The organism is Thermodesulfitimonas autotrophica (assembly GCF_003815015.1).
GTDB lineage: Bacteria > Bacillota > Desulfotomaculia > Desulfotomaculales > Ammonificaceae > Thermodesulfitimonas > Thermodesulfitimonas autotrophica.
This window is the reverse complement of sequence record NZ_RKRE01000003.1, coordinates 366,163-392,935: the sequence shown is the minus strand read 5'-3', so window position 1 is coordinate 392,935 and position 26,773 is coordinate 366,163. Positions and strand designations below refer to the sequence as shown.

Sequence of the window (26,773 nt, the reverse complement as noted above, 5' to 3'; positions counted from 1 at the left end):
TAGCACAGGAGATAGGGGCATGCTACAGGAATAAACGCCTTGCAGAGTAATAAAAGCCCGAAAATGGAAATTTGGGCTCAGATGTTGTTGCAACTCATGCCGGCGCCGCAGGAAACCACCGGCCGCAGGCAGACCTCCCCGGCCGCAACCTTGTTCTCGCCAACCAATGCTTCCCGGATGGCGTCTTCCAACCGGTCCACAGGAACCACCGCGACCCCGCGAAACTCGCTGAAAAGCTGCTGGTAATTATCCCGGGGAATGAGTACCCGCTTCGCCCCGGCCCGGACCGCGGCCGCCACCTTCGGAACTATCCCGCCGACGGGACGGACCTTCCCACCGATGGAGACTTCACCTGTGAGGGCCACCCGGTTGTCTACCGGGATGCCGGTCAGGGCCGAGTAGATGGCCGTGGCAATCGCCACCCCCGCAGAAGGGCCGTCCACCGGCACCCCGCCGGGGAAGTTAACATGAATGTCGAAGTTCCCGGGCTCGACGCGCATTACAAAGCGCAGCGCCGTGATGACGTTTTCGACCGCGTTCCGCACCGAACTCTTCCGGCGCACCCGGCGTCCCGCTCCCTGGAGTTCCTCTTCTTCCACCACCCCCGTTACGGTAAGTCGCCCCCGCCCCTTTTCGGCCGGAAGCGCCGAGGCTTCAATTTCCAGCACCGTGCCGACATTGGGCCCGCAAACCGCCAGCCCCGCGACCACACCAACCGCCGGCTGGAAAGGCATCCTGTTCTCCGGGCGCAGGTTATACTGGCCACAGGTCACCACCCACTCCATATCGACCACCCGGACGGCCGACCGTCCTTCGGCGATGGCCATGCCGGCGGCAAGCTGAACCATGTTGACCGCTTCCCTGCCGTTGGTAGCGTACTTCATCACCACGCCGAGCACCCCCTCTTCCGCCTCCAGGCCGATGCGCCGGATCGCGTTTGCCGCAATCACGCCGATTTCTTCAGGAGAAAGCGGCCGGAAGAAGATCTCCACGCACCGGGAACGGATCGCTGGCGGGATTTCCTCGGGCAATCTGGTCGTTGCCCCTACCAGCCGGAAATCTGCCGGCAAGCCGTTCTGGAAGATATCGTGGATGTGCGCCGGAACGTTGGGGTCCTCGGGATTGTAGTAGGCGCTCTCTAACAGCACGCGCCGGTCCTCAAGAACTTTTAGCAGCTTGTTCATCTGGACCGGATGCAGTTCCCCGATTTCGTCGAGGAAAAGAATCCCCCCGTGGGCCCGGGTCACCGCCCCCGGCTTCGGCTGGGGTATCCCGGCCACGCCGAGCGGACCCGCCCCCTGGTAAATCGGGTCGTGTACCGAACCGATCAGGGGGTCGGCAATCCCCCGCTCGTCGAAGCGGGCGGTTGTCGCATCGATTTCCACAAAGTTCGCGTTTTTACCGAAGGGCGAATGCTCGCTTCGCTTCGCTTCCTCCAAAATAAGGCGCGCCGCGGCGGTCTTCCCCACCCCCGGCGGGCCGTAGAGGAGCACGTGCTGCGGGTAAGGGCCGCAGAGCGCCGCCCGTAGCGCTTTTACCGCCTCTTCCTGGCCAATGATCTCCCCCAGGCTACGGGGACGCGTTCGCTCTGCTAACGGCTCGGTGAGGGATATCTGCCGTAACTGACGGAGCCGCTCTACCTCCCGGTGCGATTCGCGCCGCACCGCCGTCCTGCCCCCCTGCTGGGCCCGCAGCAGGTTCCAGAAGTAGAGCCCGATGACGATACCGAAGAAAATCTGTACCAACGTAATGATCCCGGCCAGACCGTTAGGGAAATCAAGCATAATCCTGCCCCCTCTGCAAAGCGCTAGTTCGGCACCCCGTTCTTGCTTTCGCCAATCTCATCTTCAAGGTTCTATTATTGTTAGGTTTTCCCGTTTTTATCCAAATTTCCGGTATGAGCGCTTCTAAAAAGGCTTGTCTGCCTGCTAACGGAGTTTTATAATTTACCTGTCAGGGTAGTGACTGTATAAGGAGGAGAAAAGATGTTCAGACGCTGGCTCGTACCGGTAGCTCTGATAGCCTTTATCGCGGGCATCTGCTTTGCGGGGGGCTGCTACCTCGTCCAGGACCTCCACCAAGGAGCCGCATTCAACGGTGGGGGAACTACCGCGGTAGCCGGTCCAGAGCTTCCGGGCCTTGGCGCCGATACTATCGCCGCCATTGTAGATCGGACCGGGCCGGCAGTGGTAAAGATTGATACTCTTACGCCGGTTCGGAACCCCCACCTCGATCCCTTTTTCAACGACCCGTTCTTCCGCGATTTCTTTGGCCGGGTCATGCCGGAAGGGCAGGAGTACCGCCCGGGACTCGGTTCCGGGTTCCTCATCTCGGATGACGGCTACATTCTCACCAACGAACACGTGATCGACAACGCGAGCGAGATCAAGGTAACCGTTAGCGGTTTTAGCGAGCCCTTCAATGCCCGCGTGGTCGGCGCAGACTACGACCTTGACCTGGCGGTGCTGAAGATCGACGCGCCCCGCAAGCTCCCCTATCTCAAGCTTGGTGACGCGCAGCAGGCGCGCGTTGGGGAGTGGGTGATCGCAATCGGCAACCCCTACGGCCTCGACCATACGGTTACGGTGGGCGTGATCAGCGCGAAAGGGCGCCCGATCGATATCGAAGACCGCCATTACAAAAACCTTCTCCAGACCGACGCCTCGATCAACCCCGGGAATAGCGGCGGCCCGCTCCTAAACCTTAAAGGCGAGGTCATCGGCATCAACACCGCCGTAAACGCTCAGGCCCAGGGCATCGGGTTCGCCATCCCGTCCGACACGGTAAAAGGAGTGCTTGGCGAACTGATTAAGAAAGGAAAGGTGGTCCGGCCCTGGCTGGGCGTTCAGGTCCAGCAGGTGGACGAAAACTGGGCTAATTACCTCAAGCTGCCGCGGGCCGAAGGCGCGCTTGTAGTAGGCGTGGTGCCGGGAAGCCCTGCCGAGCGGGCGGGCATCACGCGCGGGGACGTGGTCTTGGAGATCGCCGGCCGGAAGATCAAGACTCCTGACGACTTAGTAGCGGCAATTAAGGACCAGAAGGTGGGCGCCACGGTCGAACTCCTGCTCTGGCGCGAAGGCAAGCTCGTCCGCATCCGCGTCGTAATTAACGAAAAACCGGCGCGACTGTAAATTGGCGCGAAAAAGGGCCCGACCTTAGGCCCTTTTTCTTTCAATCTTCAGCGGCGCAACCGGCAACTCCAGACCGGTAGGTTCTGAGCAGCGTAGCGCGTGAGTGGCTCTGTTTTCTTCGGGGGTGAATAAATGCAACTTTACATAATTATAGGCCTCATCTTCGCGCTCCTCGTCGCCGCTTTCGCGGTGCAAAACGCTACCAAGGTTGACATCCGGTTTCTCCTCTGGGAATTCAAGGGAATCTCCCTGGCGTTAGTGGTTCTCGGCGCAGCGGCCGGCGGGGCCCTTATCGTCTTCATCCTCGGCGTGGGGCGCGAACTCCGCCACACCCTGCGGGTACGCGAGCTCTCCCACCAGAACCTGAAGCTCTCCCAGCGCGTCTCCAAGCTAGAAGCCGAGCGGGAGAAGAAAAACCAGCGCCGCGAAGAAGAAAATCTCTCTTAGAGTTACGCTGCGGGTCTCAAAACACGGGAATTAAAGCAGAGGTTCTGCTCATGCTTTACGTAGCTCTTGACGTAGAAACTACGGGTCTGGACCGGACCCGGGACGAGATCGTCGAAGTAGGCCTCTGCCGTATCGAGAACGGCGCCATCACCGCGCGGTTTTCGTCTTTAGTGCGGCCAGAAGGTCCCATCCCCCTCCGGGTCAAGCGTCTTACCGGAATCGACGCGGCAGCGCTCCGGGAGGCACCCCCCTGGCGCGAGATCGCCCCGTCAGTCGCGGCCTTCATCGGCGATCTGCCCGTGGTGGGGCACTGCGTGGATTTCGACGCTGCTTTTTTGGAACGCTACCTCGGCCAGCCGCTCGCACACCGTCTCGATACCTGTGAACTAGCGCGCCTTCTCCTGCCGCAGCTTCCGGCCTTTAGCCTGCAAAGGGTCGCCGCCGCCCTCGCGATAGAGTGCCCGGTGCACCACCGCGCCCTTCCCGATGCCGAGACCACGGCGCAAATCTTTCTCGCGCTTACCCGAAAAATAGCCGAACTTCCCGTCGCCATTTTCCCGCGCTTGATCTTCTTCCTGGAGCAGGCCGGCTCCGCCTGGACCGCTTTCTTTAAAAAGGCGCTGCGGGAGGGAAGTCTTGCTGGACGTCACCCCGCAGCCTGCGCCCCGCCGCCTCCGGGAGAAACCGAAAGCAGCGCTTTACCCCCAGAAGTGGCAACCGACGCTGATATCTTCGGAACCGGCGGCAGGCTGGCCGCCGTCTTTCCCGGTTACGAAGAGCGGCCCCAGCAGAAAGAGATGGCGGCGGCCGTAAGCGAAGCCTTCAACGAAGGTTTCTACCTCCTCGCGGAAGCGGGAACCGGAACCGGAAAGTCGCTCGCCTACCTTATCCCGGCGGCCCGCGCGGCCCTGGCTCACGGCCAGCGCGCCCTCATCTCGACCCACACCGTCAACCTCCAGGAGCAGCTGCTCCGCAAAGACATCCCCGTGGTCCAGCAGGCCATTGGTGCAAGCTTCCCGGTGGCCCTGGTCAAAGGCCGCCAGCACTACCTCTGTCGCCGGCGCTGGGAGCAGGTCCTGGAGGAGCGCGCGCTTTCCCCCGATGCGGCTCGGTTTTACGCCCGGGTACTCGTTTGGCTTACGGCGACCACTACCGGCGACTTCGGGGAACTCAGCCTCCTCGAAGCGGAAAAAGAAGCGCTGCCACGGATAAACGCCACGGCCGAAGGCTGCTTTGGCAGGCGCTGCCCGTGGGTGGCGCACTGCTTTGTAAACCGGGCCCGCCGCCAGGCGGAACAGGCAATGGTGCTCATTACTAACCACGCCCTCCTCCTAACGGACGCCTTTGGCGGCCAAGCGGTCCTCCCCGAATACGGCCCGCTGGTTATTGACGAAGCCCACCACCTCGAGGATGTAGCCACTGAATGTCTCACCCGGAGCATTTCCCGGCACGCCATTGATGAATGGCTGGCGCGCCTCGATACGCTTCTCCGGCGCGCCGGCAAGGCCCTTCTCCTCCTGCCGGCCGGGGAAAGAACGGCCGGCAGGATAAAGACGGCGGTAGAGGCGCTGCAAGACGCGGCCGCAAATCTTTTCCTTCTGCTGGAAGAGATAGTAAGACACGAAGAGCTCCCGGGACCGGGAGGGGGGCTACCGGCCAGGTTGCTTAATACCGGCAGCAGCCACCTCATCCGCGACACGGAAGCCAATACCTGGTACCAAAAAGCGACCGCGGCGTTTAATGGTTTGCTCGCCGTCTGCCGGGAGCTCTTGCGGGAAACGGCCAACTGGGAGGCGGACTGGGTCGAAGAATTCGGGCTTGCCTTGCAGGAGGGGCAGAACCTGCTTGACACCCTGACGGAAATCGTCGCCAGCACGTCTGCGGATCGGGTCGCCTGGGTGGAGGGAGGTTATTCTATCGGCACGCGCCGGGCCGTGCTCAAGGCCGCTCCTGTATCGGTGGCGGCAGCGCTGCACCAGGCTCTTTTCACCCACCCCCGGGGCATCGTCCTCACCTCGGCTACTTTAACCGTGGAAAGGCGTTTCGACCACTACCTGCAGCGTGTCGGCCTCGACCGGGTGCCATCTGAAAAGCTCCGTTTCCTGCAAATCGACTCTCCCTTTGCCTACCGGGAAAAAGCGGCTCTCTGTATTGTCCGGAACCTGCCGCTGTGGCAGGAAGTAGCCGCCGCAGAGTATCTCGCGGCGGTAGCAGAAGCGCTGGCCGACCTGGCCAGCGCGGCAGCCGGTCGCACGCTGGTTCTTTTCACCGCCAGCCGGATACTGCGCGAAGTGGCCGTGCGCCTTAAAGCGCGCCTAGAGCCGGAAGAGATCGTCGTTCTCGCCCAGGGGATCGACGGGGGACGCACACGGCTCACCGAAGAGTTCCGGGAAATGCCGCGCGCCGTTCTCTGCGGCACGGCAAGCTTTTGGGAAGGGGTAGACCTCCCCGGCGGCATCCTGCGGCTGGTGGTCATCGTCAAGCTGCCCTTTCCGCCCTACGAAGCGCCGGTTCTGGCAGCCCGGCGCGCCCTCCTGGCGGCGCAGGGACAGGATGACTTCCAGGCGCTCTGCCTCCCCCACGCCGTTCTACGCTTCAAGCAGGGCTTCGGGCGCCTGATACGTTCCCAGCAGGATGAAGGAGTAGTGGTAGTGCTCGACCGCCGGCTGCTCGCAAAAAGTTACGGCGCTTCCTTTATCCGTTCCCTGCCACCCATACCCGTGATGGCCATGTCGCTCGCCGAAGCGAGCGCCTGGCTCCGGACCCGTTTTAAAAACCACACCACCGCCAGCCACGGATAGCGGGCTGGTATGATTTTCCGTTATCTTTCCTGCGCGCTCCCGAATAAAATAACGGTGGAGGCGACAAAACCGAAGGGGGAAGAAAGGTGCGCGTCTTCTTCATTAGGCTGCCGGGATTTTTACGGGCGTTACTTACCCGTTTTGCCCGTTGAGGCACGAAAAGTTTTGGTATCTATAGTATCTTCACGCGTGCCGTTCAGGGTTTTAATTTTACCGCCAAGGAGGATTTTTTGCTTTTTTAACGAACAACTAATAACGGCGCCCGCGCTTCGGAGTTAAAAATTAAGCAGGCGCAGGAACTCGTTAAACCTTATTTAAGAGGGAGTCTTGGCCGTGTTCCTCGAAAAAACAGATACTACCGACCCCGGTTTCCTCACAGCGGTAGTCCGGGCAAGCGGTCAGAAAACGCTTTTCCACTGTTACCAGTGCGGCAAGTGTACCGCGGGGTGTCCCGCAGCCTTTGCCATGGACTACAAACCCAACCAGGTCATCCGGTTGCTCCAGTTAGGGCAGAAGGACAAGGTCTTGAGCGCGCGCGCAATCTGGGTCTGCTCCGGATGCTCCACCTGCACCACCCGCTGCCCCTGCAACATTGATATCGCCCAGGTAATGGACAGCCTCCGGGTCATCGCCCGGCAGGAAGGCAAAACCGCGCAGGGCAGAAGGGTGGTTCTTTTTAACGATCTTTTCCTGCAGTCGGTCAAGCGAAACGGGAGGGTTTTTGAGACGGGCGTAGCCCTTTCCTTCAACCTCCGCACGAAAGCCCCCTTAAGGGACGCGGCAATAGGCCGGTTCATGCTCCGGCACGGTAAGTTAGGCCTCACGCCCGTAAGAATCAAGAAAATCCAGGAAGTCGCCCGAATTTTTGGCGAACGGGAGAAAGGGTAAAATGAGAATCGGGTACTACCCGGGATGTTCTTTAGAAAAGAGTGCTAAAGAATACGATCTTTCGGCCCGCCTGGTCGCACGCCACCTTGGCATCCAGTTGGTGGACCTGCCCGACTGGAACTGCTGCGGCGCAACCGCGGCCCACAGCACCGACCCTTTTCTGGCCGTGGCGCTGCCAGCGCGTAACCTCCTGCTCGCGGAGGAAATGGGGCTGGACGTTACGGTCCCGTGCGCCGCTTGCTACCAGCGCCTCCGGGTGGCGCACGAAGAGCTTGTGCGGGACGAGGACCTTGCCCGGCAGGTAACCGAAGTGATAGGGCGACCCTACCGGGGGACGGTGCGGGTCTATTCCCTCCTCGAAACGATCGCCGGGGTGGGCCTCGAATCACTGGCCGCTCAAGTGGTAAATCCCCTCAAGGGACTGCGCGTGGCCTGCTACTACGGGTGTCTTTTAGTGCGGCCGCCCCGAGTCGCCTGTGACGACCCCGAAAACCCGCAGCTGATGGACAAGATCATCGAAGTAACCAAGGCAGAAACGGTAGACTGGGGTTATAAGAACGAGTGCTGCGGCGCCTCGCTCATTTTCGGGGCCCGGGAAGCAGCACTTAGGATGATCCTCCGGATCTTGCGGAACGCGGTAAACGCCGGTGCCCAGGCGATTGCTTGTGCCTGTCCGCTCTGCCAGAGCAACCTCGACCTCCGGCAGGGGCAAGTTAACCAGCTCTTTGGCACCAACTTCGCGCTGCCCATCTTCTACTTTCCACAGCTCCTGGGTCTGGCAATGGGGCTTAATCCCCGCGATCTCGGTTTCGAAGGCCACTTCGTGGATCCGCAGCGGGCGCTGAAAGCGCTCGGTGCCTAACGGACGAGAGAAAGGGAGGCTTTATGCCGCGAATCGGCGTTTTTGTCTGCTGGTGTGGTTCGAATATTGGTGGGGTGCTTGACTGTCCGGCAATAGCGAAGGAGGCGGCTTCTTTCCCCGGGGTTGTTTTCAGCACCGACTATAAGTACATGTGTTCCGACCCCGGCCAGAACCTCATCATCGAGGCGATTAGGGAGCACCGGCTCGATCGCGTGGTGGTCGCTTCCTGCTCCCCCCGGCTGCACGAGGAAACCTTCCGCCAGGTGTTGCGAAGAGCCGGTCTTAACCCCTATTTCTTAGAGATGGCCAACCTCCGGGAGCACTGCTCCTGGGTCCACCCCCACGAACAGGAAGCAGCCCAACGGAAAGCAGTCGATATCGTGCGGCGGGCTGTGGCTAAAGCCGCGCGCCTCACACCCCTCTCACCCGGTCGCATCCCGGTCACCAAACGGTGCCTGATCATCGGCGGTGGCATCGCGGGCATCCAGGCGGCCCTGGACGTTGCCGATGCCGGATTTGAGGTGGTTCTGGTCGAAAGGGAACCCACCATCGGCGGCAACATGGTGAAACTCGACAAAACCTTCCCCACCCTCGACTGCTCGGCCTGCATTAACACCCCCAAGATGGTAGCGGTGGCCCAGCACCCCAGGGTGAAGCTGTACACCTACGCGCAGGTGGAGGAAGTAAGCGGTTACATCGGGAACTTCAAAGTGCGCATTCGCCAGAAGGCGAAATACGTTGACCACAGCAAGTGCACGGGCTGCGGCACCTGCTGGGCCAGGTGTCCGGTAAGTGTGAAGGACGAGTTTAACCTGGGACTGGGCGAGCGGTCGGCAATCTACATACCCTTCCCGCAAGCGGTGCCGAACAAGCCGGTGATCGATGCCGCCCACTGCCGGCAGCTTACTAAAGGCAAGTGCGGTGTCTGCGCCAAGGTTTGCCCGGCCAAAGCAGTGGACTACAACCAGCAGGACGAGATTATCGAAGTGGACGTTGGCGCCATTGTGGTGGCCACCGGTTACGGCCTCTTCCCCTGGGAAAAGGTTTACGGCGAGTACGGCTACGGACGCTACCCAGACGTTATCAGCGGTATGGCCTTCGAACGGCTGGTAAACGCTGCTGGCCCCACCGGCGGCAAGATCCAGCGGCCCTCAGACGGGAAAGAGCCGAAAACGGTCGTTTTTATCCAGTGCGTAGGCTCCCGGGATGAGGCCAAAGGCAAGGCCTACTGCTCGCGCATCTGCTGCATGTACACCGCTAAACACGCCCATCAGGTGTTAGAAAAGATACCGGGGGCCAGGGTTTACGTTTTCTACATTGACGTCCGCACCTTTGGCAAAGGCTACGAAGAGTTTTACCGCCGGGTTATGGAGGAAGGCGCGGTCTATATCCGTGGCCGGGTTTCGAAAGTCTTCCAGGAAGGTTCCAAGCTCATCGTTAAGGGTGCCGATACCCTTTTAGGCGAGCAGGTCGAGATTGCGGCAGATATGGTGGTCCTCGCCACCGGGGTCACGCCGGCCGAAGGTGCCCACGACCTCGCCCGCATGATTGGTATCCCCGTGGATAAAGACGGCTTCTTCCAGGAGGCCCACCCGAAACTGCGCCCGGTGGAAACGCACACCGGCGGCGTCTTCTTAGCCGGCGCTTGTCAGGGGCCGAAGGACATCCCGGACACCGTCGCCCAGGCAAGCGGCGCGGCGGCAAAGGTTTGCGCCCTGCTCTTTAAGGATGAACTGGAAACCAACCCGATGGTTTCCCGCGTAAACGAGGCGCTCTGCACCGGTTGTCTGGCCTGCCAGAAGGTCTGCCCCTACCGCGCGATCCAGGAAGCCGTCATCACGGAGCGCATTCCCGGCCAGCCCCCGCGGGAACGGATCGTGGCCCGGGTCAACGAGGGGCTCTGTCAGGGATGCGGCGCCTGTGCGGTTACCTGCCGGGCCGGAGCGATAGACCTCAAAGGATTTACCAATGATCAACTACTTGCGGAGGTTGACGCCCTTTGTCTATAAATAAAAATGGTGCAGCAGAAAGGGAAAACAGCACCTGGCAACCGAAGATTGTCGCCTTTCTCTGTAACTGGTGCAGCTACGCCGGCGCCGATCTGGCCGGTGTTAGCAGATTGAAGTACCCGGCCAACGTGCGCATTATCAGGGTGCCCTGCTCCAGCCGGGTTAACCCGCAGTTCATCCTGCGGGCTTTTCAGCGCGGCGCCGACGGCGTTTTGGTGGCGGGGTGCCACCCGGGCGACTGTCACTACGTCACCGGTAACTACTTCACGCGGCGGCGGCTCATGCTCTTCAAGCGGCTGCTCGAGTTCACCGGTTTTGCGCCGGAAAGGCTCAAGGTACGCTGGGTTTCGGCGGCCGAAGGGGGCCGTTTTGCCGAAACGATCAAGGAAATGGTTGAAGAACTGAGGGACCTCGGTCCCAACCGGGTAATGAGGGAAGAAAAATGAAGGAAATAACCGAATCCCTCCGCAGGGAAGCAGCACGGCTCTTAAATGAAGGCGTTGAGCTTTTCATCGGTTACGCCGCAGGCACGCGGCCGGCCTGCGCGCGCCCCTTCTTCGTTACAAAGCCGGAAGAGGTAACCGGCCTCGTTTTCGATCCTTTTTGCGTCCCCAACTTAGTGAAATACATCCTCCGGCACGCAGATAAAAAGGTAGCCGTGGTCGTTAAGGGGTGCGACCGCGCTGCCGTGGACCGTCTCGTTGCCGAACGCCACCTCGATCGCGCCCGCATCACGCTCGTAGGGGTTCCCTGCGGCGGCATGCTCGCCCGCGAGCGGGTGCTGGCGGAACTGGGCCCGAATCCCCGGATCGAAGCGGTAGAGGACCGGGGTCCAAGTTTCGTGCTCCGCGTCCGGGGCGAAGAACGCACCTTCGAAAAAAGGAAGTTCCTGATGGAAAAGTGCCTCGGCTGCACCAGGAACAACCCCGCCGGCGTTGACGTGATGGTGGGGAAGGAGGCCCCGCCGGTAGCCGACCCCGAATATGACCCGTTAAAAGAAATCAGAGCGATTGAGGCGCTTCCGGCTGCGGAGAGGGCAGCCTTCTGGGAAAAGGTTTTCGGCCGGTGCCTGCGGTGTTACGCCTGCCGGGAGGTTTGTCCCGCCTGCAGCTGCACCGAGTGCACCTTTGAGCAAGCGGTACCCGGGTGGCAGCAGGGAGCCACCTGGATCAGCAAGGCCAAGAGCCTGCCGGATAACTACCATTACCACCTGATCCGGGCTTTTCACGTCGCCGGCCGGTGCGCCGGCTGCGCTGAATGCGAGCGGGTCTGCCCGGTTGGCATCCCGCTGATGCTCCTCAACCGGAAGCTCGCCGCGGACATCGCGTCCCTCTTCGGTGAAACAGAGGAAGATCCGTGCGGCGCCCTGTGTGTTTATTCGCTCGCCGATCCGGATGAATTTGAGTAAAAAAGCGGGAGTCTGAGAGATGGTCCTGAAACTCCTAAAAAAAGAGCGTCTCCTTTCCTTTCTCGAGCGGCTAATGCAGAAATTCCTTTTAGTGGCACCGGTAAGAGAAGGCAACCTTACCGTTTACCGGCCGGTCAAGGCGGCAGCCGAAGTGGCTGTTGACGCGCCTAAGAGCGTCGTGCCGCCGAAGGAATGGTTCTTCCCGCAGACGGAAGAGATTTACCGTTACGCCACCAGCAAAGAAAATCTTGTCTTGGAAGAAAACGTTCTGGCGCCTCCCGCCGTCCTCTTCGGGGTTCGTCCCTGCGACCTCCGGAGTTTCCAAGTGCTGGACGCGGTATTCCTGCAGGAGCCGGCGGACCGCTACTATGCCGCCCGCCGCGAAAACACACTCCTTATCGGCATGAGCTGCAACACAGCCTGCCCCGAATGCTTCTGCACCGCTTACGGTATCTCGCCGCTCAAGGGAACGGGGGCGGACATTCATTTAACCGATATCGGGACGGCTTACCTTGTTGAGGCGCTCACCCCGAAAGGGGAAGAGATCGTGCTCCAGGACCCCGAGTTTTACGAGGAAAAGGTGGCCGGGATTGACGAGGCCCTGCGCGCCAAAGAGCAAGCGCTCACGGCGGAATTTGCGGTGCAGGTAGCGGTAACAGATCTTCCGGCAAAGATGGCGGCGCTCTTCAACCACCCGTACTGGGAGGAGCTCAGCCGGCGGTGTCTAGGGTGCGGTATCTGCACCTACGTTTGCCCCACCTGTCACTGCTTTGACATTACCGACGAGAACCGGGGAAACACAGGGAAGCGGCTTAGATGCTGGGACGCTTGCCTTTTCCGGGATTACACGCTCCATACCAGCGGGCATAACCCCCGGCACGCGCTCCACCAGCGCCTCCGGAACCGGTTTTTCCACAAGCTTAAGTACAATTTAGACCGTTACGGGATTGAGGGTTGCGTTGGGTGCGGCCGGTGCGTCGCCCTCTGCCCCGTCAACATTGACATCCGGGAGGTCATCGCCACAGTGAGGGGGCTCCAGGTATGAAGGTAGCCAATCCGCTTCTGCCGCAACCGGCAACCATCATCGATATCATCCAGGAAACCGGGGACGTCAAAACCTTCCGGGTGGTACTCGACGACCCCGACGCGATGGCGGCGTGGCGTCACAGGCCGGGTCAGACGGCAATGGTTTCCGTCTTCGGGGTAGGCGAGGCGATGTTCTGCCTCGCTTCTTCACCCACTTCCCGGGACTGGATCGAGTTTAGCATCCGGCGTGCGGGAAAAGTGACCACCGCCATCCACCAACTGGAGCCGGGCGCCAAGATCGGCGTCCGCGGTCCCTACGGCAACAGTTTTCCCGTAGAGGCAATGCGGGGTAACGATTTATTAGTCATCGGCGGGGGGATAGGGCTTGCACCCCTGCGGCCCCTGGTAAACTTCATGATTGCCCCGGAAAACCGGAAGGACTACGGCAATATCGAAATCATCTACGGCGCCCGCTCGTACGGCGACCTCTGTTATAAGGAAGAGGTCTTCCGGACCTGGCCGGAAACGCCGGGGGTTACAGTCTGGACGACGATCGACGCCCCTGAGGAAGGGTGGGAGGGGCACGTCGGCTTCGTTCCGGCCTACGTCGCAGAGATCAAGCCCGCGCCAGAAAACAAGTTTGTGGCCATCTGCGGTCCGCCGGTCATGATTAAGTTTACTTTGAAAGAGCTTGAAAAGTTGGGCTTTAAAGAGGAGCAGATCTACACCACTCTGGAGATGCGGATGAAGTGCGGCATCGGCAAGTGCGGCCGTTGCAACATCGGCGCCAAGTTTGTCTGCCGGGACGGCCCTGTTTTTAACCTCGCCGCGCTCAAGGAACTCCCGCCAGAGTATTAAAGGCCAGCGAAAAAAAAAGCAACTCCCGCCGGAAACGCGCACGCCGGCGGGAGTTGCTTTTCTTCTGTTACTGCTGGAAGAGAAGCCGGGCCGTCTTAGAGGAAGATTTGAACCGATCCTCAAGAGTGCTGGCCAGTTCCTCAAGTCCGGTGGGGGTATAATCCTCTATCCGCCCCTCGTCGCCGAGGCGGCTTAGCTCTGGGTCTATCGGCAGCGTTGACAGAAGCGGCACGCCGGTTTCCGCCGCCACCTTTTCCCCTTGCGGTTCGCCGAAAGCAAATATCTTCTGGCCGCACTTCCCGCAGGTAACGTAAGTCATATTCTCCACCAGGCCCAGGATAGGTACCTTCATCTCCGCCACCATCCTGATCGCCTTACGCACCACCATCACCGCCAGGTCCTGAGGCGAAGAAACGATGATTACCCCGTCAAGCGGCAGGGACTGCATCACGGTGAGGGGCGCATCCCCTGTTCCCGGTGGTAAGTCGACTATCAGGTAGTCGAGTTTTCCCCAAGCCACATCGGTCCAGAACTGCCTGATCACGTTGCTGATAATCGGCCCCCGCCAGATCACCGGGTCGTCTTCCCGCTCTAAAAAGAGGTTCGCCGACATCACGTAGATCCCGAGCTTAGGGCTCTTGGGAATATAAACGCCGAACTCGCTCCCTTCCACCCGCTCCTTAATCCCGAAAAGCTTGGGGATGCTCGGCCCGGTAATGTCCGCATCCAGGATACCAACCCGGCATCCCTGGCGGGATAGGGTTGTGGCTAAAAGCGCGCTCACCGAGGACTTCCCCACCCCACCTTTGCCGCTCATGACCGCTACCAGGTGGCGCACCTGAGAGAGCTTATGAGCCGGCGCAAAAGTTTCCCCTGCCGGACAGGTTTCCCGTTCGCCACACGCACCACACTGCTTACCAGCCTTTTCACATTCTTCCTTCACTCCGGCCAAGCAAAAAACACCTCCGCTTAAACCCCAAAATTCTTTAGTTGCCCGGTTACCGCCGCTACTTTGCCCCGAATCGAAAGTGCCTTATCCCGCCGCTCGTCAATCTTGATGGTCGTTACTACGCGGGCAACCCCGGCGGCGAAAGGTGCCTCGTGCATCTGCCGGGCCACAGCCAGCACCTTCTCGAGCTCACCCTCGACGATGGTCCCCATCGCCGTCACTTCGTACTTGAGCCCGCTCGCCGCAAGTAGCCGCACACACTCCGCCACGTAGCGGCTGACGCTTGGCGAGCCCGTCCCAAGAGGGACCACCGCGATTTCGGCCACCACGCCGGCCATAGGATTCCCTCCCGTAGAAAAGATAGACCCCCCTCTCCCGTTTCCGGTGCCGGGGGATTTATAGCTTATGCTCAAAACTTTAATCTATACACATTTTAAAGCGAAACACACCAAAAATCAAGACAGAGTCGCAGAAATGCACCCTCCGCCCCGCAGCGAAAAGCAGCAGCGCTACCTAATTTTACACCTTACCCGCCAAGACGGGCCATCACGCCAAGCCGCCCGGTTTTAGCCCTGGTTCCGGCCTTCTTCTCAATCGCCTCGCGGAGCAGCGCCGCGACCGCCGCCTGATTAGCACCAGCCCGGAGCGGCCCCTTGAGATCAACCCCCGGCCCCCCAAAAAGGCAGGTCCGGAGCTCTCCCGTAGCGGTCAGGCGCAGGCGGTTGCAGCGAGAGCAGAAATGGCCGGTAACCCCGCTGATAAAGCCGATGGTGCCGGTCGCACCCGGTATCCGGTAATAACAGGCGGGGCCGCAGCCGGCCAGTTTACGGATGGTGACAAGAGGACCAAAGTGCGCCTCAAGGCGCGCCCGGACCTCCCGGGTGGGGAAAAAACATTCGTTCTGCAGCGCGTCCGCCGGGCCGAAAGGCATTAGCTCGATGAACCGGACGTGTAACGGCCGCTCCAGGGAAAGCCGCGCCATATCGATAATTTCGTCGTCATTGAAACCCTTCAGCACTACCATGTTGAGCTTGACCGGGTGCAGTCCAAGCGCGAGAGCCGTCTCCACGGCCGTTAAAACCCTTTGCAAATCCCCGCCCCGCGTGATCCAGGCGTAACGTTCCGGCCGTAAGGTGTCGAGGCTGATGTTGACCCGCCGCAAGCCCGCTCTTTTAAGCGCCGCAGCCATTTCCGGAAAGAGGACGCCGTTCGTCGTCAGCGCTACATCGTCGATTCCGGGAACCGCCGCCAGCATCGCCACTAACTCCACAATTCCCCTGCGGACGAGCGGTTCCCCTCCCGTAAGCCGGACCTTTTTAATCCCCACCGCAACCGCCGCCTGAACTATAGCCACAATCTCTTCGTGCCGCAGGACCTCTGCATGCGGAACTGTAGGCACGCCCTCAGAAGGCAAGCAGTAACGGCAGCGAAGATTACAGCGGTCAGTCACGGAAATACGTAGGTAATCAACCCTTTGCCGTTCTCTACCCACAAAACAGCCCGCCTCTTTTAGTCGTTACTATGCGCGTGCGCGTGGCAGGCAGCACAAACTTCAGCGCCCTGCTTGGTCAACCCGATATGCCTGCCAGAACCTATATTAACCTCGTAGGCCAGCATAACTTTCACCGGCTGACGGCCGATTTTGGTTTTCACCTTTGTGGGTGCCTTCATATGGGCCGCGCCACCTTCATGACAGGCCTCACACTTCATCCCCGCAACGGGCGTTGTAGCCCGGGGGTGACACTGCTTGCAGGAAAGGGCCGCGCTTGCCGCCTGCTTAGCCTGTGCGGCCTGCTTCTGCGTTGCTCCGGCCTGTTTCTGCTGCGTCACCCCAGTTTTGCTAGAAGGCGTAGTCTTTTTCTGCGGTGCCGGTGCCGGCTTGCTGCCTCCCGGCGCACCGCCGGGGTGACAGAGAGCACAATTACCACCCATACTCGGGTAAGCCTGAACAGGACTCGGACCCAGACTCGCCAACCCGGTAAGTAAAAGGGCCAGCACTAACATCAGTATAGCGTATTTCTTCATTACCGAGAACCCTCCTTCTTCTGACTCCGTAAGCAAAGGCGCTATAAAAGATGTAGCCGCACCTTTAGCCTTCCGACCGCAAGGAATGGGGTTCCACCAGCAAGTTGCTCCACTCCAGCGCTGGGTTTTGGTAACCTTCGCGCAGCGCCAGCAGATCTAAAAAAAGCGTGCGAAAAGATTCTACAAGCAGGTCTTCCGGTTTCCCCCACTTAGCGTCAAACGCCTTCAAATAGGCCCGGCATTCGTGACAGAGGTAAACCCTGTACGCTGGCTGCTCTTCCCAGATGAGCAATTCCCCCTGCCCGTCCTGGCGGCCGCAAAACGGGCAAGCCAGCCGCTCAAACCGCCAGCTCGTGCCACAAAGGCCGCAATACAAATGCCGCGCCCGCTCCTCTTCCTGCAAAACGGCGAAAACCGGGTAATTCCCGCATACAGGGCAGATGCCCCGCCGCCACTCACCGGCGGCAAACCAGGCCGCTGCTTCCCTTGCGTAAGCCCGCATCAGAAGCCTCGCCGCCGTACCGGTTACAAACCCCACCGCCTCGGGGGAAAGGCCGGACGGCAGAGGTACTTCCCGCACAACGCCGTCCTTACGTATGATTCTCTCGCGCAGGTAATCTGTGAGAACCGCCTTCAACGACTCATCCTGCGTTAAAGCCCTATCTACCGCCGCAATTTCGGGTTCCAGTTCCGGTAGAACCTGCTTTATAGCACCCGCGATACAGGCAACCACTGTGGCGAAAGAATCCGTCTCAATCTGGGGCGGGAGAAGCATCACCCACGGAATACCCTTCCCCCACTCCTGCCGCTCTTGAACGGTAGGTGATCGCTTAAAGAAGAGCGGAGCAGTAACCCCACAGGAGCCCAACGCTCCCCAGAGGGCCACCATCTGCGCCGCAAGGTCTGCCACGTCCAGCCTCTTCACCTGCATCCTCCGCTACCCGAAATTTTGGCGTTAAGAGCCTGTTCTCAGCCTCTGCAACCGTTTAAAGAAGCTAGCCGCTCCCGAACCTACCTCAAATCCAAGCTCCGCAAACGGTACATCCGAGAGGTAAAGCCAGGAAGTGCCTCCCTGGTCCTTTTCCCCGTACACGTACCGCACGTAGTGTGGGTGGGCGTTGATTCGCTCCCACGCTTCAGCAATAAGCTGATCCCGTTCCCCAAACTTCAGGGCCCCGGTAGGGCACGCTTGAACGCACGCCGGGGCAAGTCCCTGACCAAGGCGATCGTACTTCCCGCCCGGTTCGAAGCAAAAGCGGCATTTCTGAGGCCGCGCTTTTCCTTTCTGCCACTCGTAGCGGGGCACCTCGAAGGGACAAGCCACCTGACAGTAGTAGCAGCCGATACACCTGTCCGCAGCGACGACCACCGGCCCCTGGGGCGTCTTTTTCAGCACCCCCATAAAACAGGCCCCGACACAGGCGGGCTCAAGACAGTGCATACACTGCCGTTTCACGAAACGGTAACTTAGTTTTGCTCCGTCCGTAACGTATTTATGTTCCACTCTGGTCCAGGTCGTCTTGCTTAAAGCCGCCGGGTTGTCCCGCCCGCCGCCGAAGGATGTCCGCTCCGCCGGCAGGTCATTCCACTGCTTGCAAGCGACCTGACAACTGCGACACCCGATGCAGCGCGTAAGGTCAACGAGTACCGCTTTGGGCATCCCGATCATCCCCTCTCATGCTTCTTTGCCGTTAACGCTAAGCCTTGCGGATGTTGCAGAGGCACGCCTTGTATTCGGGAATCTGCGTGTTGGCGTCGCCAAGAGAGAGCGTCAGCACGTTCGCAGATTCGCCCACTCCTATACCCTGGTAGCCCCAGTGCCAGGGAAGACCAACAACCTCTACTTCACGCCCGCCGACCTTTAAGGGTTTCAGGCTCGGCGTAACGCAAGCCTTGCACTTGATCGTGCCCCGGATAGTGGAGACCACAACGGCGTCACCGGATTTGATACCTAACCTGGCCGCAAGCTGTGGTGAAATCTCCACGAACACTTCGGGCATAAGCTCTACCAACCAGGGTGAATTCCGCGTCACAGCACCACTCTGGTAGTGTTCGACTAACCGGAAGGTGGTAAGCACGTAAGGATATTCAACACTTCCGCTTGGCGCAACCCGATCAAAAGCTCCCTTCCGGCGGAGGATGACAGGGTTGTTTTGCTGCTTGGCAATCAGGTTTGCAATCGGGCTTTCCACCGGCTCGTAATGCTCCGGAAGCGGGCCCTCTTTAAGAGCGCCAGCTCTAATTCCGTTATCAGCGCCGAAGAGCCGCCCGACCCCTTCCGGCACCATGATGAAGGGTGCTCCAGCCGTCTTCGCCGGTGGCACCGGATTCCCTGCCGCGTCCTTAACCGCAAAGTCCGGAACATCGTTAGTTACCCATTTAGTGCCATCCCAGGCTACCAGGGCGCGCTGCGGATCCCAGGGTTGTCCGTTCGGATCGCACGAGCAGCGGTTGTAAACGATGCGGCGGTTTACCGGCCAGGCAAAGGCCCATTTCGGGTAGAGTCCCAGACCACTTTTGTCCACACGGCTCCGCCGCTTCGCCGCCTCCACCTTCAGTTCCGGATCAACCACCCAGTAACCGGCGTAGATCCAGCACCCGCAGGCGGTAGAACCATCGTCTTTCAACTTAACAAAGGTATCTAACGCCTTACCGTCAGCAACGGTGTACCCGTTAATTTCCAGGGCCACCTTCCCGATATCAGGCTCGTCGCTGCCGGGCGCGTCGTAATTCCAAACCATATTCAAGATCGGGTCGGGGAACCTTCCCCCAGTCTGGTACTCCTTCCGGATGGCCTTGAAGAGCCGGTCCGCAATCCAGAGATCGCTCTTAGCGTCACCTGGGGGCGCCACCGCTTTCCAGCGGTACTGGACCCAGCGGCCGCTGTTGGTAACCGTCCCTTCTTTCTCGTAAGAAAAGGCTGCCGGTAGGAGAAAGACCTCCGTCTTGATCTTCTTCGGGTCAACACCGGGGCGCTTCCAGAAAGCCGCCGTCTCGGTCTCGAAAAGATCCACAACAACCAGCCAGTCCAGGTTCTCCATCGCCTGCCGTTCCGCTGCCACAGTCGGCCCGCCCACTAACGGGTTCTGCCCCCAGGCGAAGAAGCCCTTGATCTTCCCCTCCGCCATGCTCTGGAAGATGGAAACGTGGTCGTGGGGCTTCCCGTCAAGCTTCGGCAGCCAATCGAAACAGAAGTCGTTCTCCTTGGTCGCCTTATCGCCGTACCAGGCCTTCAACTGACTGATGAGAAACTTTCCGGTATTTTGCCAGAAGCTGGTTTTGGGAACTTCCTTATCCAGGTAATCTTGAAGCTTAGTATGTTTGGTGGCATCAACCATCGCCAGGTACCCGGGAAGCAGGTGGAAGAGCATCGCCATGTCCGTTGAACCCTGGACATTCGACTCGCCGCGCTGGGCGTTCACCCCGCCCCCCGCGACGCCAATGTTACCGAGAAGCAATTGCAGCATCGCGATGGCCCGCACGTTTTGGCTGCCGTAAGTGTGCTGGGTAATCCCCATCGCGTAAATGACGTTACCGGCTTTGTCGGGCACGCCGGTAGCACAGAAGGTTTCGCATACCTGGCGGTAAATATCTTCGGGCGTCCCGGTAATCTGGCAAACGGTTTTGATGTCGTACCGCGCCACGTGCCGCTTTAAAATTTGAAAAACACAGTTGGGGTCGCGGAGCGTGGGGTCCTTTTTGATGGTGTCGCCATCCTTCTGATAGCGCCAGGTGGTGGTGTCGTAGAAGACCTTTCCGTCCTTCAGATTGAAACCAGAAAAGAGGCCGTCTTCACACTTGAAATTTGGGTCTACCAGGAAAGAGGCGTTGGTGTAATTGACCACGTAATCGTGCTGGTAAAGCTTGTTCTCGATGGCATAGTTAATCAAGCCCAGCAGGAAGGCGATATCGGTTCCGGGCCGGATGGGAGCGTAGATATCGGCCAGGGCCGCACTCTTGGTAAACCGGGGATCCACCACGATCAACTTGGTGCCACGGGTCTCCCGGCCACGCAGGATCCAGCTCATTGCCCGGGGGTGACATTCGGCGGAATTGGAACCGATCATCAAGACAACATCCGCATTCTTGTAGTCGATGAAGTGGTTGGTCATTACTCCTCTGCCGAACGTGTTGGCCAGACCGGCCACGGTAGAGGAGTGTCAGAGACGGGCGTGGTGGTCGATATTAATGATGCCTAAGCTCCGGAGAAGCTTATGGATGACGTAATTCTCTTCGTTATCGAGGGAAGCGCTTCCTAAGTGAGCGATCGCTGGGGTCCGGTTAACCGTAACGCCGTTGGCGTCTTTTTCTTCAAAGGTCGCATCGCGCGTTGCTTTGACCCGCTTCGCAATTTCCTTTAAAGCCCAGTCCCAGTCTTTGACCTCCCACTTGGTAGCGCCGGGACGCCGGTATAAGACCTTGGTCACCCGCCGCGGGTTGGGCACCCGGCGTTTATTCTGATCCACGATCGTATTCGCGTCGGAAAGCGCGATCCCTTTCGGGCACATGTGGCCTTCATTGATAGGGTGATCGGGATCCCCTTCAATATAGACGACCCGGTCGCCCTCACTATAAACGACCAAGCCACAGCCACAGCCGCAGTACGAGCAAACCGAAACGGTTTCTTTGGCCCGTTTAAGCCTGTAGGACCCCGGCACAGGAGCTGGCAATTCACCTGCTGCACTTACGGCAGGAAAACCGGCGATCCCAGCCGTTCCTAAACCCAAAAGCTTTAGGAAATCCCGTCGGTTCAATCTGCTCATGGCTCTCCTCCTTCCGGTACTAACAAGTTTTCACTTCTTCCGTGTAATCGCTGCTATGCCGACTTACCACCCCTACTAAACATTTTCTAACATTTTACTACATATCCAGTCACAAATCAACCATGGCAATAACATTTTCTTGCGGAAAAGTTTTCTTTTCGACAAATCGGACGGCCAGGGGAAAATACTTGTACCGCTCTCTCCTCAAGCGGCGCGGCGGAGGAAGCGGCGGGCGGTGTGCACCTTAAGATTATGCCCGTCGGTCCAGAGGGAAACGGCACCGTCCTGGTCCGTCCGGTAAACTTTGGCCCCGACACGCTGGAGTATCGCAAGCGCCGCCGGAGCAGGCTGGCCGAAACGGTTCGGCGTCCCCACCGAAATGACCGCAACTTCCGGGCACACCGCCCGGTAAAAAGCCGGAAGGAAGTGCGCAGAACCGTGGTGGGGGACCTTCAGAACGTCACTTTGTAGCCGTACGCCTGAATGCAGGAGGCGCCCCTGCCCTTCCTGCTCTACATCTGCGGCAAAAAGCACGCTTCTTTCTCGGTAGCGCAGGCGCAGTACCAAGGACGCATCATTTAAAGTCGGCGCGGCCGGCAATTTACCGGCTGGAAGCGGCGCCAGCACCGCAACCTCCACCGCCGGGTCAAGCCGGATGCGGTCGCCTCCTTTGGCGGTGCAAACACGGATACCCCGCGCCCGAAAATCATCGAGGAGCCGGTCGTAAGGGGGTGCTATGCCGCGCGGCAGCGGCGGTACCACCACCAGCCGCACCGGTAAGCGCTCCACCACCGCCCGCGCCCCGCCGCAGTGGTCTTCGTGCGGGTGGGTCAGCACCAGCACATCAATGTGGCGCACCCCCTGCCGCCGGAGGTAACGGACAACGCGCATCCCGGCCCCATCGGGCCGCTTACCTTCCAGTTCTCCCGGCCAACCGCCCGCATCGATCAAGATTACACCCCCGCCCGGCGTCCGCACGAGAGCGCTGTCTCCCTGTCCTACGTCTAAAAAATCTACCCGCAATCCCGGTGTCATCCCGCCCACCCAGCGAAAGAGGCCAAGCCAAGCCACGACCACCAGACCAAGAACCGCGGCGCGGGCCAGAAAAGGACCGAAACCGGAGCGGCCGGGAACAGCCGCCCGCGCCGGGCGCCCGGAAAGCCGTAAAACCGCAAGGTAGAGAAGACCGTACCAGAGGGGAACGATCCCCCAGGGCAGCGCGGGAAGGTAAAAGAAGGCGCCGGGCAGGCGGTCAAAAAAGCGGATGAGGCCGGTAAAAAGATCGAGCAGCAGACCGGTGGGCGCCGCCATAATCTCCCCGAGAGGCAGGTAGAAGAGCCCAAAGACGGCCGCCAGCACGCCGCAGAGGAGGATAAAACCCGTGAGCGGCACCGCCAGGATATTCGCCAGCACCGCAACGGGGGAAACGAGACCATAGTATAGCGCCACCAGCGGCAGGGTCCCGAGCTGCGCGCCGAGCGGTACCGCCACCCCCCAGGCCAGCGCCGGGGGCACTTTTCGCTGCAGGCGGGCACCGCAGCCTTCGATCAGGTTGACCATTACCGGGCCCAGGAAAAGGATGCCCCAGGTGGCAGCGAAGGAGAGCTGAAAGCCGGGGTCGCCTACCGCAAGGGGATTGGCCAAAAGGATTATTAGCGCCGCAACTGCCAGCGCCGTCGGCCAGTCACGCTCCCGCCCCAAGTGTTTCGCCCAGAGAAAAAGAACCGCCATTACCGTAGCCCGGACGACCGGGGGTCCGGCGCCGACCATCAGGTCGTAGAAGATGAGGACAAGCAGGGAAACAAGAAGCGTTGCCCCAGACCGGAGCCGGATGCTGCGGGCGATACCGAGCACAAAACCGAGCACCAGACCGACGTGCAGCCCGCTGACGCTTAATATATGGACCACGCCTGTTTCTCTGAAGGCCTCGTTTACCAGCGGGTCGAGCGCCGTCCGGGCCCCGAAAGCGATCCCCTTCACCAACGCGCTCTGCTCAGGCGGAAAAAGGGCGTCCATGGCAGCGAACAGCCGCTCCCGGAGCCATAGCGCTGCACCGACTACCGGATTGAGACTCCCCCGCCCGGTTCGCGTGACCGCCTCCGCCCGGGCGTAAAGGAGCACGCCGACGCCGCGCCGCTCTAAGTACCTCGCGTAGTCGAACTCACCGGGATTTCCCGGCGCCCGGGGCGCACGCAAGAAGCCTTTTGCCGTTAGAAGATCCCCATAGCCGAAGACCTTCTCTGCCCCCCGGACGACCAGTAGCAGCCGGCCGCCGCTAAACCGCTTTTCCCCGATCCTGGCTTCAGCCACCCGTAAGAGATACCGCGCCTCCCCCTGCCGGACCTCCGGGGCCGCGACTACCGTACCGCGAACCACCGCGTAGTGGTCCGACCACGCGGTAAGCGGCGTCACCGCTTCGGCAACAGCCAGACGGACGCCCACCACGCCGAGGAAAAAGAAGAGCGCGTAAATGAGCGGGTGATTGCGGTTGCGGGCGTAGAAATAACCGATAACGGCGAGAAGGATGGTGAAAAGGCTGCCGAGAAAGGCAACCCCTGCCGCAACGGAAACAAAATAGCCAGCCGCGCACCCGCCCGCGTAAAGCGCAGCAACGAGGATAAGCGGTGGCACCGCGAAACCTTTTCTCCCTGCGGGGTCGCCCCCCGTCCCCCCGACCGCTACCATCCCTTCTTTAAAGCCCACGCGCCGCTTCCCCAACGGAAAAAATATGCGGCTGCAGCGCTAGTGAATCGTAACATGTTCTCTCAACTGCGCGAGCTTTTTCTCGCCGATCCCGGGGACGTTGAGGAGGTCTTCTACCGCAGTGAAGGGACCATGGGCCTCCCGGTACGCAACTATCCGCTGGGCAAGCGCCGGGCCGACGCCCGGAAGGGTTTCGAGGGCAGCGGCATCCGCAGTGTTGATGTTGAGCCTGCCGCCCGTAGCGCCACTACTGGAGCCGTCCTGCGCCACAGGCGCGGCGAAGGGATTCCCGGCACCCGCAGGAAGCTGTCCCTGAGCGGAAAGCCTGGCCGGTACAACCACCTTCTGCCCGTCTTCAAGCGGCTGGGCTAAATTTAGCGCATCCACGTCCGCATCAGGACGGGGCACCGCCCGGCGCACCGCGTCGAGGACGCGGCTCCCCTGCGTCAGCCGGTAAACGCCGGCGTGGTAAACCGCTCCCGCAACGTGGACATAGATTGCGGCGGGTTTCTCGGTTACTACCGCGGGCCCCTCAACCACTCGCTGGCGATTAAGCGCGTACTTGGCCCCAAAACCGAACGCCACCGCTACCGCGAGAAGAAGCAGGATGAGTTGTTCGCGGCGTCCGAACTCCACCGCCCCTAACCTCCGAATCCTGCGCGTCCGCTACCAGGAGCACGCAAAGTTCAATCTTCTTTTTTCGCGGTAGGCAGAGGAAATCCCTCCCGGGGACTCACAAAAAGCTCTCCGTCGGGGGAAAGGGTAACTAAAAAGGCATCTTTGGGCCGCAGGCCCCGCGCCTGCAGCGCCGCTTCAAGCCAGTCGCGCTCCCGCCCGCCGGCCCTGAGATCTGGCAACAGGAGCTCTCCGTCCGCTACCAAAACCTTCGGGAGCCCGGTAGGCCGGGCCTTCAGCCCCAGGTCCTGCCGGGTTGGCGGCTGGACCTCGGCCCACGGAACCACGCTTAGCCGCCCCGAGGTCTCTAACACGGCGAAGGCCACTTCCGCCGGGTTAGGGTAGCCTTTCTCCCGTAACTGGCTCAGGAGATCATCGAGGTTGTACCTGGCGCGGCGCATCTCCCGGTTCAGAATCCTACCGTTACTGATAACTACCTGCGGCCGCCCGCACATGAGCTGTCTTAACCACCGGCTGTGGAGAATGGCGTAAGAGAAAGCGATCTCTAAGGCCACGAGGACAAAAAGGGGAACCAGGCCCCGCAAGAGCGGAATCTCCGGCTGCTCCATCGGCAGGGCGGCCACCTCCGCGATAATGATCGCCACCACGAAATCGAAAGGCGAAAGTTGCCCGATTTCGCGCTTTCCCATAAGGCGCACCATGAGCAGCACCACAAAGTAGATGATGACCGTACGGGCCACCACTTCGAGCAAGCCCAAACCGCTCACCCTTCTGGGGGGAATCCTTTTTTATCTTGTCCGCCCGGGGGTTTTGGCTAACCGCTTTATCCCTCATCCCCTTTAAGTCGTGCCGCCAGCGCCTCGAGTTCCTCCGTCATCTGGGCGACAACGTAAATCGAAGAGGTTACCTCTTCGACCATCGCGGTATGCTGCTCGGCCATCGCGCCAAGACCGGTTACCTGCTCCTTCAGGGCCAAGAGGCGCTGCATCAAACCGCGGAATTCCTCCCCCCACTGCTCAAGCACCCCGAGGGTCTCCTGGAAGGAGCCGAGCGCTTCCGTTATGCGCCGGACCGCTTCGCCGGTAGCACCGCCTTCGGGATTTAAAAGCGCCGCCAATCCGGCGATCTCCTGCCGGAACCCGCCAAGCTCCTTCCCCTCGCTCACCGCCGCCTCCAGACGCCGCAGCACCATGCAGGCCCGTTCGAGGGTCTCCTGAAGGCCGTCCACTTCCTCGAGAACGGTAGCGAGCTTCGCCGTTTCTGCGCCGATCCTCTGGGTGACCACGCTGGCCGTGTCGGAAAGCGTCACGGAACCTGCCGATACCGCCTCGGCGTCCCGGGCCGCCTGAAACGCCGCCCAGGTAGTATTCATCACTAACCCTGCCGCCTGCTCCGCCCCTTCAGCCAGCGTATCTACCGCCCCGCGCAGATAGCGCGTCTTCTCCTCCAGCCTTACGGCAACATCCTGCAACTCCGCCAGCCGGGCATTCAGCAGGGTGAGCAGCTCCTCGAACTTGCCGCCGATGCCGCCTTGCTGAACTTGCCGCCGCGCCCCCGCCAGCTCTTGGGCTAACCGGTTAACCTGGCGGAAGGTCATAACGCAGAGGCCAAAATAAGCCGCGAAGGCCAGACCCAGGACCCCTTTGGCGATCGCCAACCACCGCAGCGCCGCTACCGCCTGGCGGTCGGTCTCCTGGTTATGGGCCTCGATCGCCGCCCCGATGCGCTCGCCGGCGCTGAAAATGTCCTGCCGGCAGGCGGCCAACTCGCCCCGGTAGAGCGCCTCTATCATCTGCGGGTCGCCCTTCTGCCCCGCTGCCATCCCTCTTTCGGCGAGGCGCCGGTAATCTTCCATCGCTTCTTCGAGCGCGTGGATCACGCCGGCCGGAATCTCGCCTGCCGCAAGCTCGTCCAGGCGTTTCAGATGCCGGTAAAAATCGTCCAGCCCGGCATAGAATTCCCGCTCTGCCTCTTTACTCCGGCTTTGCAGAAACCTCTGGCGCTGAAAATCGGCGGTGGTAAAAGCAAGGAGGGTCAAACGAAGCTCCCGTTCCACGAGGATATGACGGTTAAGCGCGTGCCGGTAAAGACTGGTGGTGTACCTTGCAGCCACGATACCAACAAGCCCCGTTGCCATCATCAGCAGCACAAAGGCAACGGAGAGTGCGAGTGTGCGCCGGCGCCAGGTTCCTGCTGGGGAAGAATTGATACCGTTTTTTGCCTCCTGCGGCTTAGTTTCACTACCCGTCAAAGCGCCCATCCCTCCT

At 60.4% G+C, this 26,773-nt stretch carries 23 protein-coding genes; 10 read left to right on the top strand and 13 right to left on the bottom strand.

Annotated features, from left to right (window positions below; all coding sequences use genetic code 11):
- Positions 1-77: 77 nt before the first annotated feature.
- Positions 78-1,784, bottom strand: coding sequence for an ATP-dependent protease LonB (gene lonB, locus EDD75_RS09475; RefSeq protein WP_123931449.1), 1,707 nt, complete (start codon positions 1,782-1,784; stop codon positions 78-80).
- A gap of 201 nt (positions 1,785-1,985) precedes the next feature.
- Between lonB and EDD75_RS09470 the strand changes: the two genes are divergently transcribed.
- From EDD75_RS09470 to EDD75_RS09425, 10 genes are all read left to right on the top strand, one after another.
- The gene (locus EDD75_RS09470) at positions 1,986-3,131 is read left to right on the top strand and encodes a S1C family serine protease (RefSeq protein WP_123931447.1); all 1,146 of its coding nucleotides are present in this window, start codon (positions 1,986-1,988) and stop codon (positions 3,129-3,131) included.
- Positions 3,132-3,263: 132 nt separating this feature from the next.
- Positions 3,264-3,578 carry a LapA family protein gene (locus EDD75_RS09465; RefSeq protein ID WP_123931445.1) on the top strand — a complete coding sequence of 105 codons (315 nt, stop codon included), beginning with the start codon at positions 3,264-3,266 and terminating at the stop codon, positions 3,576-3,578.
- A gap of 50 nt (positions 3,579-3,628) precedes the next feature.
- Entirely contained in the window at positions 3,629-6,379 is a 2,751-nt protein-coding gene (locus EDD75_RS09460) for a helicase C-terminal domain-containing protein (RefSeq protein ID WP_123931443.1), read from the top strand.
- Between the two features lie 333 nt (positions 6,380-6,712).
- Positions 6,713-7,267 carry a 4Fe-4S dicluster domain-containing protein gene (locus tag EDD75_RS09455; RefSeq protein WP_123931441.1) on the top strand — a complete coding sequence of 185 codons (555 nt, stop codon included), beginning with the start codon at positions 6,713-6,715 and terminating at the stop codon, positions 7,265-7,267.
- 1 nt (position 7,268) lies between these two features.
- Positions 7,269-8,129: a CoB--CoM heterodisulfide reductase iron-sulfur subunit B family protein gene (locus tag EDD75_RS09450; protein ID WP_123931439.1), complete on the top strand. Its 861-nt coding sequence runs from the start codon at positions 7,269-7,271 to the stop codon at positions 8,127-8,129.
- A gap of 23 nt (positions 8,130-8,152) precedes the next feature.
- A complete protein-coding gene (locus EDD75_RS09445; protein WP_123931437.1) occupies positions 8,153-10,138 on the top strand; it encodes a CoB--CoM heterodisulfide reductase iron-sulfur subunit A family protein in 1,986 nt (661 codons plus the stop codon).
- Positions 10,135-10,584 (top strand): hydrogenase iron-sulfur subunit, encoded by a 450-nt coding sequence (locus EDD75_RS09440; protein WP_211328189.1) that lies wholly within the window; start codon positions 10,135-10,137, stop codon positions 10,582-10,584. Before EDD75_RS09445 ends, EDD75_RS09440 begins: the two co-directional genes overlap by 4 nt.
- On the top strand, positions 10,581-11,546 hold the full coding sequence (locus EDD75_RS09435) for a 4Fe-4S dicluster domain-containing protein (protein WP_123931433.1): 966 nt from the start codon (positions 10,581-10,583) through the stop codon (positions 11,544-11,546). Before EDD75_RS09440 ends, EDD75_RS09435 begins: the two co-directional genes overlap by 4 nt.
- Before the next feature lie 19 nt (positions 11,547-11,565).
- The gene (locus tag EDD75_RS09430) at positions 11,566-12,591 is read left to right on the top strand and encodes a 4Fe-4S dicluster domain-containing protein (protein WP_123931431.1); all 1,026 of its coding nucleotides are present in this window, start codon (positions 11,566-11,568) and stop codon (positions 12,589-12,591) included.
- Complete coding sequence (locus tag EDD75_RS09425) at positions 12,588-13,430, top strand: FAD/NAD(P)-binding protein (protein WP_123931429.1); 843 nt, start codon at positions 12,588-12,590, stop codon at positions 13,428-13,430. Before EDD75_RS09430 ends, EDD75_RS09425 begins: the two co-directional genes overlap by 4 nt.
- A gap of 67 nt (positions 13,431-13,497) precedes the next feature.
- Here the strand turns inward: EDD75_RS09425 and EDD75_RS09420 are convergent, their stop codons facing one another.
- The 12 genes from EDD75_RS09420 to EDD75_RS09365 form a co-directional block, all read right to left on the bottom strand.
- A complete protein-coding gene (locus EDD75_RS09420) occupies positions 13,498-14,373 on the bottom strand; it encodes an Mrp/NBP35 family ATP-binding protein (RefSeq protein WP_245963167.1) in 876 nt (291 codons plus the stop codon).
- Between the two features lie 26 nt (positions 14,374-14,399).
- Positions 14,400-14,717 carry an MTH1187 family thiamine-binding protein gene (locus EDD75_RS09415; RefSeq protein WP_123931425.1) on the bottom strand — a complete coding sequence of 106 codons (318 nt, stop codon included), beginning with the start codon at positions 14,715-14,717 and terminating at the stop codon, positions 14,400-14,402.
- Between the two features lie 188 nt (positions 14,718-14,905).
- On the bottom strand, positions 14,906-15,871 hold the full coding sequence (gene moaA / locus EDD75_RS09410; protein ID WP_123931423.1) for a GTP 3',8-cyclase MoaA: 966 nt from the start codon (positions 15,869-15,871) through the stop codon (positions 14,906-14,908).
- A gap of 17 nt (positions 15,872-15,888) precedes the next feature.
- Positions 15,889-16,404: a hypothetical protein gene (locus tag EDD75_RS09405; RefSeq protein WP_123931421.1), complete on the bottom strand. Its 516-nt coding sequence runs from the start codon at positions 16,402-16,404 to the stop codon at positions 15,889-15,891.
- 64 nt (positions 16,405-16,468) lie between these two features.
- A complete protein-coding gene (locus EDD75_RS09400) occupies positions 16,469-17,329 on the bottom strand; it encodes a formate dehydrogenase accessory protein FdhE (protein WP_170157791.1) in 861 nt (286 codons plus the stop codon).
- 30 nt (positions 17,330-17,359) lie between these two features.
- Positions 17,360-18,064: a 4Fe-4S dicluster domain-containing protein gene (locus tag EDD75_RS09395; RefSeq protein WP_123931417.1), complete on the bottom strand. Its 705-nt coding sequence runs from the start codon at positions 18,062-18,064 to the stop codon at positions 17,360-17,362.
- Positions 18,065-18,101: 37 nt separating this feature from the next.
- Positions 18,102-20,552: a formate dehydrogenase-N subunit alpha gene (fdnG, locus tag EDD75_RS09390; RefSeq protein ID WP_484421916.1), complete on the bottom strand. Its 2,451-nt coding sequence runs from the start codon at positions 20,550-20,552 to the stop codon at positions 18,102-18,104.
- A 12-nt stretch (positions 20,553-20,564) separates the two neighbouring features.
- Entirely contained in the window at positions 20,565-21,167 is a 603-nt protein-coding gene (locus EDD75_RS11610) for a twin-arginine translocation signal domain-containing protein (RefSeq protein ID WP_123931413.1), read from the bottom strand.
- Between the two features lie 204 nt (positions 21,168-21,371).
- Complete coding sequence (locus EDD75_RS09380) at positions 21,372-23,870, bottom strand: DNA internalization-related competence protein ComEC/Rec2 (protein ID WP_123931411.1); 2,499 nt, start codon at positions 23,868-23,870, stop codon at positions 21,372-21,374.
- Positions 23,871-23,909: 39 nt separating this feature from the next.
- Positions 23,910-24,506, bottom strand: coding sequence for a ComEA family DNA-binding protein (locus tag EDD75_RS09375; RefSeq protein ID WP_123931409.1), 597 nt, complete (start codon positions 24,504-24,506; stop codon positions 23,910-23,912).
- Positions 24,507-24,556: 50 nt separating this feature from the next.
- Positions 24,557-25,273, bottom strand: coding sequence for a DUF421 domain-containing protein (locus EDD75_RS09370; RefSeq protein ID WP_211328167.1), 717 nt, complete (start codon positions 25,271-25,273; stop codon positions 24,557-24,559).
- A gap of 56 nt (positions 25,274-25,329) precedes the next feature.
- On the bottom strand, positions 25,330-26,766 hold the full coding sequence (locus EDD75_RS09365) for a methyl-accepting chemotaxis protein (RefSeq protein ID WP_123931407.1): 1,437 nt from the start codon (positions 26,764-26,766) through the stop codon (positions 25,330-25,332).
- Positions 26,767-26,773: the final 7 nt, after the last annotated feature.

Bases quoted from the DNA above. Each gene is read 5' to 3' on its own strand.
- lonB (WP_123931449.1), bottom strand. From the start codon at position 1,784: ATGCTTGATTTCCCTAACGGTCTGGCCGGGATCATTACGTTGGTACAG.
- EDD75_RS09470 (WP_123931447.1), top strand. From the start codon at position 1,986: ATGTTCAGACGCTGGCTCGTACCGGTAGCTCTGATAGCCTTTATCGCG.
- EDD75_RS09465 (WP_123931445.1), top strand. From the start codon at position 3,264: ATGCAACTTTACATAATTATAGGCCTCATCTTCGCGCTCCTCGTCGCC.
- EDD75_RS09460 (WP_123931443.1), top strand. From the start codon at position 3,629: ATGCTTTACGTAGCTCTTGACGTAGAAACTACGGGTCTGGACCGGACC.
- EDD75_RS09450 (WP_123931439.1), top strand. From the start codon at position 7,269: ATGAGAATCGGGTACTACCCGGGATGTTCTTTAGAAAAGAGTGCTAAA.
- EDD75_RS09445 (WP_123931437.1), top strand. From the start codon at position 8,153: ATGCCGCGAATCGGCGTTTTTGTCTGCTGGTGTGGTTCGAATATTGGT.
- EDD75_RS09435 (WP_123931433.1), top strand. From the start codon at position 10,581: ATGAAGGAAATAACCGAATCCCTCCGCAGGGAAGCAGCACGGCTCTTA.
- EDD75_RS09430 (WP_123931431.1), top strand. From the start codon at position 11,566: ATGGTCCTGAAACTCCTAAAAAAAGAGCGTCTCCTTTCCTTTCTCGAG.
- EDD75_RS09425 (WP_123931429.1), top strand. From the start codon at position 12,588: ATGAAGGTAGCCAATCCGCTTCTGCCGCAACCGGCAACCATCATCGAT.
- EDD75_RS09415 (WP_123931425.1), bottom strand. From the start codon at position 14,717: ATGGCCGGCGTGGTGGCCGAAATCGCGGTGGTCCCTCTTGGGACGGGC.
- EDD75_RS09405 (WP_123931421.1), bottom strand. From the start codon at position 16,404: ATGAAGAAATACGCTATACTGATGTTAGTGCTGGCCCTTTTACTTACC.
- EDD75_RS09395 (WP_123931417.1), bottom strand. From the start codon at position 18,064: ATGCCCAAAGCGGTACTCGTTGACCTTACGCGCTGCATCGGGTGTCGC.
- EDD75_RS11610 (WP_123931413.1), bottom strand. From the start codon at position 21,167: ATGAGCAGATTGAACCGACGGGATTTCCTAAAGCTTTTGGGTTTAGGA.
- EDD75_RS09365 (WP_123931407.1), bottom strand. From the start codon at position 26,766: ATGGGCGCTTTGACGGGTAGTGAAACTAAGCCGCAGGAGGCAAAAAAC.